The 1,497-nt window shown below is 64.4% G+C and carries 1 protein-coding gene; it reads right to left on the reverse strand.

Annotation, left to right across the window (positions count from 1 at the left end; all coding sequences use genetic code 11):
- Positions 1–312: 312 nt before the first annotated feature.
- The gene (locus ABQE44_RS25715) at positions 313–1,395 is read right to left on the reverse strand and encodes an IS110 family RNA-guided transposase (RefSeq protein ID WP_448432635.1); all 1,083 of its coding nucleotides are present in this window, start codon (positions 1,393–1,395) and stop codon (positions 313–315) included.
- Between the last annotated feature and the right edge of the window lie 102 nt (positions 1,396–1,497).

Here is a 1,497-nt window from a genome sequence, read left to right on the forward strand (position 1 = left end):
GGTGCGCTGATATGTAGTTCGTTTTGTCAAGTGGGTAGGGGGAAGCGGCGCCCCTGGACCGTCGTCGGGGGACGCCGCTTCCGGTGCCGAATGATGTGTGGTTGGTGAGCGTGTCTGATTCGACGCGTTGTCTACTCTGAAATGCGCGGGTTGGTTACCAGCAGGACGGACTGTTCGGCGGGAGCTGCTTCGCGGGTCTAACATCGAGCGTAATCGTCTGCGGTGCAGTGTGATTGCTCATAGCGCACTCGCGGGTTTACTCCCAGACGCTGTCACTACCACGGTTCATTCGGACAGTTGTGTGACCGCCCTTCAGGTATCGAGGACGGCCAGTGACCAGCACCAGCCGGCGAGTTCTCGAGCGATCGCAGCGTTGGCCACCGCGCGCTGTTTGTTGCGGGCATCGAAGTGTTGCCAGCGGGCGTGTAGACGGCGGTTGGCCTGCTGTCCGCGGGCGCGTGCTGCGGGGCTGGCAGCATCCCAGCGCCGACGCAGCGGTGCGCTGAGCCGATAGGGCTTGCGGTGATGCCAGGCCGCTTCGATTAATAGCCGGCGGGCGTGCCCGTTTCCGGTCTTGGTGATCGAACCCTGGGATCGGGAGGTCCCCGTGGAGTGTTCGGTGGGCACCAAGCCTAGGTAAGCGCCGATCGAGCGTCCGTTCAGCCGGCTCCAGTCGCCGATTTCGACGGCCAGTCCCAAGGCGGTCAGGGTGGAGACCCCGCGCAGACACCCCAGCCGGCGCACGACGGGGGTGTACTCGCTGTCGGCGGCGATCTCGGCGATCACGACGTCAAGGCGGTTGCGGCGATCTAGGGTGGCCAGCATCGTATCCAAGGCCGTGTCATAGGCGATTTGCAGCGACACCGCCCCGAAGCGCTGCGCGGCCAGCCAGGCGTGGTGCTTAGCTGTCCAGGTCGCGCCACCGAAGTACACGATTCCTTGTCGCAGCAGCAGTTTGGATACTCGGTGACGGGCACTCATCAGATCCCCGCGGCAATCCTCGCGGGCCCGCACCAGATCTCGGGCGGCTTCCTGCTCGGCGGTGGGCACGTGGACCTGCACGATCTGTCCCAAATGCAGCAGACGTGCAAGATGCGCAGCGTCGCGCGCATCGGTCTTGATCCGATCCCCACTCGGGCGCTGCAGCTTCGATGGTGCCGCCACCCGACAGTCAATCCCAGCCGCCGTCAACGCCCGTGCCAAACCGAACCCTGTCGGACCGGCCTCATAGGTCACCGCCACCGGCGCAGGCAACGAGCCGACCCATTCCAGTACTTCACGGTGATCCGGGCACAACCGCCGCTGAAACACCTCACCGGTGTCGCCGTCCAAGCCACACGCCACGATCGATCGTGCGTGCACATCAAAACCAACACTCGTACGCTGAACCTTCACTGGGGCCTCCCACATCTTGTGGCTCTACCGGCCAGGACCCGTTTCCTGATCGGCAACCCACGTTCACATGTGAGCGAGGCCCCAGCCCCCCATACCGTCTAA

Source organism: Mycolicibacterium sp. XJ2546 (assembly GCF_053483195.1).